Raw genomic sequence first — 6,944 nt, 5'->3', positions numbered from 1 at the left:
ATCCTGGTCGCGCTGAACGGGCTCCGGCTGCTGCGCGAGTCCGCATGGCGATCCGGGCCGGTCCAGGACAGTCAAGGTTGATGTCGGATTCCCGCCAGCCCCAACCCGGCCGCGGGTCGATGCTGGACGCATGCAGAACGGGATGCACACCGACACCGAACGCTGTCTGCGCGCCGTCCAGTCCAAGGACGCCCGCTTCGACGGCTGGTTCTTCACGGCGGTCCTGACCACCGGGATCTACTGCCGCCCCAGCTGCCCCGTCGTGCCGCCCAGGCCGCAGAGCATGGTGTTCCACCCGAGCGTGGCGGCCTGCCAGTAGGCCGGTTTCCGTGCGTGCAAACGCTGCCGCCCGGACACCAGCCCCGGCTCCCCGGAATGGAACAAGCGGGCGGATGCGGTCGCCCGTGCCGGGCGGCTGATCGCCGACGGAGTCGTCGACCGCGAGGGCGTCCCCGGCCTCGCCGCCCGGCTCGGCTACAGCACCCGGCAGATCGAACGCCAGCTGCTCGCCGAGCTGGGCGCGGGCCCGCTCGCCCTGGCCCGCGCCCAGCGCGCCCAGACCGCCCGGCTGCTCATCGAGACGACCGAACTGCCGATGGCGCAGATCGCCTTCGCCGCCGGTTTCGCCTCGATCCGCACCTTCAACGACACGGTCCGCGAGGTGTACGCCCTGACTCCGAGCGACCTGCGCACCCGAGCACCTCGCCCTCAGGGCACCCCCGGCGCCCTCTCCCTGCGCCTCCCGTTCCGCGCCCCCCTCAACCCCGACAACCTCTTCGGCCACCTCGCGGCCACCGCCGTACCAGGCGTGGAGGAATGGCTCCCCCACTGCCCGAAAGGCGTGGGCGGTACCCCCATCGGCGCCTACCGCCGCACGCTCCGCCTCCCGTACGGCCACGGCATCGTCGCGCTGACCCCGAACCCCGACCACATCGCCTGCCGCCTCACCCTCAGCGATCTGCGCGATCTGCCCGTCGCCATCAGCCGCTGCCGCCGCATGCTCGACCTGGACGCCGACCCGGTCGCCGTCGACGACCAGCTGCGCACCGACCCGGTGCTGGCACCGCTGGTGGACAAGGCGCCGGGGCGGCGGGTGCCGCGCACCGTCGACGAGGCCGAGTTCGCCGTACGGGCGGTACTGGGCCAGCAGGTCTCCACGGCCGCCGCCCGCACCCACGCCGCCCGCCTGGCCCTCGCACACGGCGAACCCGTCGACGACCCCGAGGGCGGCCTCACCCACCTGTTCCCGTCCGTCGAGTCGCTGGCGTCCGTCAACCCGGAGTCACTGGCGATGCCCCGCACCCGCCGGACGACGCTCACCACACTCATCAGCCAACTAGCCGACGGCACCCTCCACCTGGGCGTGGAGAGCGACTGGCCCGAAACCCGCGCCCGGCTCCTCTCCCTCCCCGGCTTCGGCCCCTGGACGGCCGACGTCATCGCCATGCGCGCCCTCGGCGACCCCGACGCCTTCCTCCCCACCGACCTCGGAATCCGCCGTGCGGCAGGAGAGCTGGGCCTGCCGTCCACACCCGCCGCGCTCACCGCCCGCGCGGCGTCCTGGCGACCGTGGCGGGCGTACGCGGTCCAGTACCTGTGGGCGACGGACAGCCACCCGATCAACTTCCTGCCTGTGTAAGGACGTTCAGTGAAACACCACACCGTGATCGACAGCCCGTACGGCCCGCTGACGCTCGTCGCCGAGGACGGCGTCCTGTGCGGCCTCTACATGACCGACCAACGCCACCGCCCACCGGAGGAGACCTTCGGCATGGGGGTCCCCCTGCGCGAGCGAAGCCGAGCGTGGGGGAGCGCCGAGGAACCCTTCACGGAGACGGAGGAACAACTACAGGCGTACTTCGCGGGCGAACTGAAGGAGTTCACCCTTGAACTCCGGCTGAACGGCACGCCGTTCCAGCGCACCGTCTGGGATCAGCTCCGCAGGATCCCCTACGGCGAGACCCGCTCCTACGGCGAACTCGCCGACGCCCTCGGCAACCCCCATGCCTCCCGCGCGGTCGGCCTCGCCAACGGCAGGAACCCCATCGGCATCATCGTCCCCTGCCATCGCGTCATCGGCGCGAACGGCGGCCTCACCGGTTACGGCGGCGGCCTGGAACGCAAACAGCGCCTGCTGGACTTCGAGAGGGGCGAGGCCCTGTTCTAAGCGCGTATCCAGAAGTTCTGCGCGTAACGGGAGTTGAGGCCGTTGGGCGGGAGGCATTGACATGCCCTCGCCGGGCGTTCGATCGAGGTGTCAGCATCGCCCGCCCGGCGAGGTTGTGGTCAGTGTGCGCCCGCTCACCGTGTTCGCCAATGCGTCCGCCTGCGAGTGCGAGAGGTTACGCGGCCTGCTGCGGGGACCATGGCGATCGGCGTTACGGGCGGTGATGGTGCTGCTGTCGCTGCAGGGTCTGTCACCGGCGCAGATCGCCGTGCTGGTGGAGCGCGACCCTGCCACGGTGCGCCGCTGGATCGGCCGCTTCAACACCTGCGGTGTGGCGGGCCTTGACGATCGGCCCGCAGCGGACGGCCCCGGCCGGGCGGCAGACGGCTGAGCGCGCGGATCGCCGCGCTGCTTCAGCGGCCCGGACCATGGACCGTGCAGGGTGCACCGGTATCCGGGGCGGCCGCGAATGAGCCGCCGCACGCTGTATCGGCGCCTGCGGCAGATCGCCGTCTGGCGGCGGCTCAAGCTCATCGCCCGCGGCGATCCGGCCCGGGTTGCGGTGGTGGCCGCGATCGCGAAACGACTGCGCCTGCTGCCGGCGGGGGCGGTGGTGTGGGCCGCCGACGAGACTCACCTGCACCTGCTGCCCCACATCCGCTCCAGCTGGACGCTTCCCGGCCGCCGGCCGCACATCCCCACCCCGGGAAAGAACCGCCAGCTGACCGTGCTGGAGGTCACCACCCGCACCTTCTGCTACCGGCTGGGCCGCCGTAGCACGGCCGACTTCCTCGACCTGCTGAAGCAGGTGATCGCGGCCTTCCCCCACGCCCCGGCGGTCGTGGTGATCTGCGACAACGACCAGATCCACCATGCCCGCACGGTCCGCGAGTTCGTGGCCGCCCATCCCGGCCTGCACCTGTGGTACGGCGCCCGCTACAGCCCGCACGACAACCCCATCGAGCGGGTCTGGGCCGTGCTCAAGGCTTACCTTGCCAACACCGCCGTCTCCTGGCCGGCCCGCCAACGACAGGTCCACGCCTTCTTCCGCAGCCGCTCACCGGCCAGCTCCTGACCACAGCCGCGCCCTGGACCAGCCCCTGGTTCCCGACCAGTTACCGACAGAACTTCTGGAAAGCCGCTTAGAACGTACAGCAGAGACGAACGTGGGATCGCCTACGGGACGCGAGTCCTACGGCGACGGAGGCCCCGTAGTAGTCGCCGGAGTAACGACCGGCCAGGGAGGACGGGAAATCCTTCCACATCGGGCGAAGGGGGCCAAGTGACTCGAACACACCAGACCCGGGAGGTATGCGAAATGCAGGTCGCCGCAACGGTGTTGTGTGTCCTGCGCGAGCAGCCTGAATCGCTCACGCTGTAGTCACTGAAGAGCCGGATGATCGGGAAACCAACATGTCCGGTTCGGCGGGAGGCTGCGCGGAACAGGACCTGCCATGGCAGGCACCTCGCCGCGTGGCCGACCCAACCGCCTGGCTCCACGGCTACCGCCGCTCCGCATCCGCTGGGAGAGTCGAGCCGACATCCACGAAGCCTTCCTCAAACTGGCCTGCTGCCTGATCACCCTCCGACAACTCAGCTCGCTGCAGTGACCGTTGTCGACAGAGACGTCGAGGATGAACATTCCCAGTTGTCCCGAGTAAGGCGTTGGCGAGCGAACCATCCCCGTGCATGATCGCGCTATGCATCCGTCCAGCACGCCGCCCGATCCTCTGAACACGTCAGCGGGGCTACGTCCGGGTCCGAGGACAGGTTCCCCACTGCGTGCTCCACGGCTCCGTCCCGGGGACCGAGTGCGGATCGTATCGCCGTCCAGCCGCCCGAGTCGCCGAGACGTTGAGAGAGGCGCGGCAGTCCTTGCGTCCTGGGGTCTGCGCGTGGAAGTCGGCGATCACGTCTTCGACCAATGGGGTCCCATGGCCGGCAGAGACTGGGATCGGCTGGCGGATCTCAACGCGGCCTTCGCGGACCCGGGGGTGCGAGCCGTCTTCGCCACGCGCGGGGGCGCGGGCGCCTACAGGATCGCCGATGGCCTCGACACAGACGCGGTACGACGCGATCCGAAGCCTCTGATTGGATTCAGCGATGTGACTCACCTGCACCTCGCGCTGTGGCGGGAGTGCAGGCTGGCGACCGTTCATGGCCCGTTCCTCACACACGGCGACGACGTCCTCGACAGCGGGACCGTGCAGGCGTTGCGACACGCCTTGACTGAGACGGAACCGGTCACACTGCACGCCGATCCGAACGAGGTGACCGAAGCCGTCACTGTCGATGGGACGGCGACGGGCGTCCTGATCGGGGGGCTCCTCACCGCCCTCAGCACCGAGGCCGGTGCTGGGCTGCCTTCTCTCGACGGGGCCATTCTCTTTCTCGAACACCCCATGGGTGGCCTGCGCAACGTGGATCGGGCTCTGACCCAACTACGCCGCAGCGGGGTGCTGAACGGGCTTCGCGGCGTGGCTCTCGGTCAGTTCTTCGGGTTCGAAGGTGACGTGACAGCCTCCCAGGACGGCGGCTGGAGCATCGCTGATGTCTTGATTGAGCATTTCGGCGGCCTTGGCATCCCTGTTCTCGGCGGCCTGCCCGTCGGTCATCGGAATCGGCCGGCCACTCTGCCCCTGGGCACAGAAGCCATTCTCGACGGCACAGCAGGAACGCTCACAGTGGGCTCGGCGGTGACGTGACGGCGGGTTGAGAGCGAGGACAGCAGAACCCGCCCAGTCGTCTCACCGACGGCTCACTGACAGGGGCGATGGCGAGGCAGCCTTGCAGCCGGGCGAACACTGAAACCGTGGACCGTGCCCGGTACCTCATTGTGTTAGCCGTTATCAGGCCGGGGAGGAATCCGGCTTCCCACGCAGCGGGACAGGAGAAGCCGAATCGCCGCCGGGCGATTCGGCGTCCACTCCAGCGGCGCGGAGGCCGACCTCAAGCATGTACACCAGCTCGGAGTTGAGGGACCGCCGTTCGGACTTGGCGTGATCGCGTAGTCGGTCGCGGAGGTCTTCGGGGAGACGGAGGGTCATGCGGACTTCATCGGTCATGGTGCTATTATGAACGCATGATGACACCAACGGAAGCCGAGGGCGCCGGGCACGCCCGGTGGACCTTCCGGCTTCGCGTGTCGTCTGCCGCCCGCTCCGCCCTGATGGGCGAGTGGGACCGGTGTCGCTGGGTGTGGAACGAGTGCGTGGCCAAGTCCAAGGCCGTGCATCTGCGCAACAAGGCAACCGGCCAGAAGGCCACGTGCGGCCCGGCGCAACTCGACAAGATGCTGACCGATGCCCGGAAGGCGACGCCGTGGCTGCGTGAGGGCTCGTCGGTTCCCCAGCAGCAGATCATCCGTGACTTCGGCAAGTCCCGCGCCAAGGCGCACAAGGACATCCGGGAACGCCTGCCGATGCGGCAGCGGGCCGGGATGCCGAAGTGGAAGATCAAGCGTGAGGCGCTGCCGACGCTGAACTACACCCGGCGCGGCTTCCGCCTCAAGGATGGCCGCCTGCACCTAGCCGGGGGCATCGCAGTGACGGTGGTGTGGTCGCGGGACCTTCCCGCCGAACCGTCATCGGTACGCGTGTACCAGGACACCCTGGGGCACTGGTATTGCTCGTTCGTCGTGCCCGCCGAGGTGCAGCCGCTGCCGGAGGCCGGCCGCGCACTCGGTGTCGACTGGGGCGTGAAGGAGACCGCCACCACCACATCCGACGCCCACGACCTCCCCCACGCCGGACACGGCAAGAAGGCGAAGGAGAAGCTGAGCCGGTACGACCGGATGATGGCCCGCCGCAAACCGGCGAAGGGACAGGCCGCCTCGAAGGGCTACCGCGAGGCGAAGAAACTGCGGGCGAAGGCGCATAAGAAGATCGCCAGACAGAGACAGGACACCGGCCGCAAGTGGGCCAAGCAGGTTGTCCGCGACCACGACGCCCTCGCGGTGGAGGACTTCCGTCCGAAGTTCCTCGCCAGGACCACGATGGCCCGCAAGGCCGCTGACGCAGCCATCGGCGCCACCAAACAGGCCCTGATCGAGATGGGCCGCAAGCACGGGCGGGACGTCCGCCTCGTACACCCTGCGCACACCACGATGGACTGCGCGCACTGCGATGCGAGAACCAAGCATCGCCTGCCGCTGGGTGAGCGCACCTACACCTGCACCGCGTGCGGAGTCTCCTCCCCGAGGGACAAGAACTCTGCTCGTGTGATGCTCGTCCGGGCTGGTCTCAACCCGGCTGGTGCCGAGGGCGTAAGACCTCCTGGAGCGCTGCTCCAGGAGGCAGCCTGAGCCAGGAATCCCCTCCCATCCTCAGGGAGGGGAGGATTCAACCTCGAACTACGCCTGAACGGCACACCGTTCCAGCGCACCGTTCCAGCGCACCGTCTGGCAGCAGCTGCAGCAGATCCCCTACGGCGAGACCCGCACGTACGGCGAACTCGCCGACGCCCTGGGCAACCCCAAGGCGTCTCGCGCGGTCGGCCTCGCCAACGGCAAGAACCCCGTCGGCATCATCGTCCCCTGCCACCGCGTGGTCGGCGCCGACGGCAGCCTCACCGGCTACGGCGGCGGCCTGGACCGCAAGCAGCGCCTGCTGGACTTCGAGCGGGGCGAGGCCCTCTTCTAGTGCTGTGACCGCATAGGTTCGCCGGGTTGGTGGTCGTGGCGGTTGGATGTGCGGTGACGTCCGATCCGACCGCTGGAGGCGCGGTGGCCGAGCCTGTCCGTGTGCGCAGACTGACCGACCAGGAGGGCCAGCGGCTG

At 69.2% G+C, this 6,944-nt stretch carries 4 protein-coding genes and 4 pseudogenes; 7 read left to right on the top strand and 1 reads right to left on the bottom strand.

Annotated features, from left to right (window positions below):
• Nucleotides 1–130 precede the first annotated feature (130 nt).
• The 5 genes and pseudogenes from ACTWQJ_RS43560 (at nt 131) to ACTWQJ_RS43540 (ending at nt 4,872) form a co-directional block, all read left to right on the top strand.
• Nucleotides 131–1,639 (top strand): annotated as a pseudogene (locus ACTWQJ_RS43560) (DNA-3-methyladenine glycosylase 2 family protein).
• A 9-nt stretch (nt 1,640–1,648) separates the two neighbouring features.
• A complete protein-coding gene (locus ACTWQJ_RS43555) occupies nt 1,649–2,167 on the top strand; it encodes a methylated-DNA--[protein]-cysteine S-methyltransferase (RefSeq protein ID WP_443311932.1) in 519 nt (172 codons plus the stop codon).
• A gap of 124 nt (nt 2,168–2,291) precedes the next feature.
• Nucleotides 2,292–3,313: pseudogene (locus tag ACTWQJ_RS43550) on the top strand (IS630 family transposase).
• A gap of 342 nt (nt 3,314–3,655) precedes the next feature.
• Nucleotides 3,656–3,777: pseudogene (locus ACTWQJ_RS43545) on the top strand (IS5/IS1182 family transposase); the annotation flags it as partial.
• Between the two features lie 90 nt (nt 3,778–3,867).
• Nucleotides 3,868–4,872 (top strand): S66 peptidase family protein, encoded by a 1,005-nt coding sequence (locus tag ACTWQJ_RS43540; RefSeq protein ID WP_443311931.1) that lies wholly within the window; start codon nt 3,868–3,870, stop codon nt 4,870–4,872.
• A gap of 144 nt (nt 4,873–5,016) precedes the next feature.
• On the opposite strand, the gene ACTWQJ_RS43535 is transcribed toward ACTWQJ_RS43540, so the two are convergent.
• Entirely contained in the window at nt 5,017–5,232 is a 216-nt protein-coding gene (locus ACTWQJ_RS43535; protein WP_409468545.1) for an Arc family DNA-binding protein, read from the bottom strand.
• Nucleotides 5,233–5,252: 20 nt separating this feature from the next.
• Between ACTWQJ_RS43535 and ACTWQJ_RS43530 the strand changes: the two genes are divergently transcribed.
• Together ACTWQJ_RS43530 and ACTWQJ_RS43525 are read left to right on the top strand one after the other, a co-directional pair.
• A complete protein-coding gene (locus ACTWQJ_RS43530; protein WP_443311933.1) occupies nt 5,253–6,470 on the top strand; it encodes an RNA-guided endonuclease InsQ/TnpB family protein in 1,218 nt (405 codons plus the stop codon).
• Between the two features lie 70 nt (nt 6,471–6,540).
• Nucleotides 6,541–6,807: pseudogene (locus tag ACTWQJ_RS43525) on the top strand (methylated-DNA--[protein]-cysteine S-methyltransferase); the annotation flags it as partial.
• Between the last annotated feature and the right edge of the window lie 137 nt (nt 6,808–6,944).

The sequence above is a fragment of the Streptomyces sp. KR55 genome (genome assembly GCF_052245645.1).
GTDB classification, from domain to species: Bacteria; Actinomycetota; Actinomycetes; order Streptomycetales; family Streptomycetaceae; genus Streptomyces; species Streptomyces flavusporus.
The sequence above is the reverse complement of the archived record's forward strand: the minus strand, read 5'-3'. Positions and strand labels throughout refer to the sequence as shown.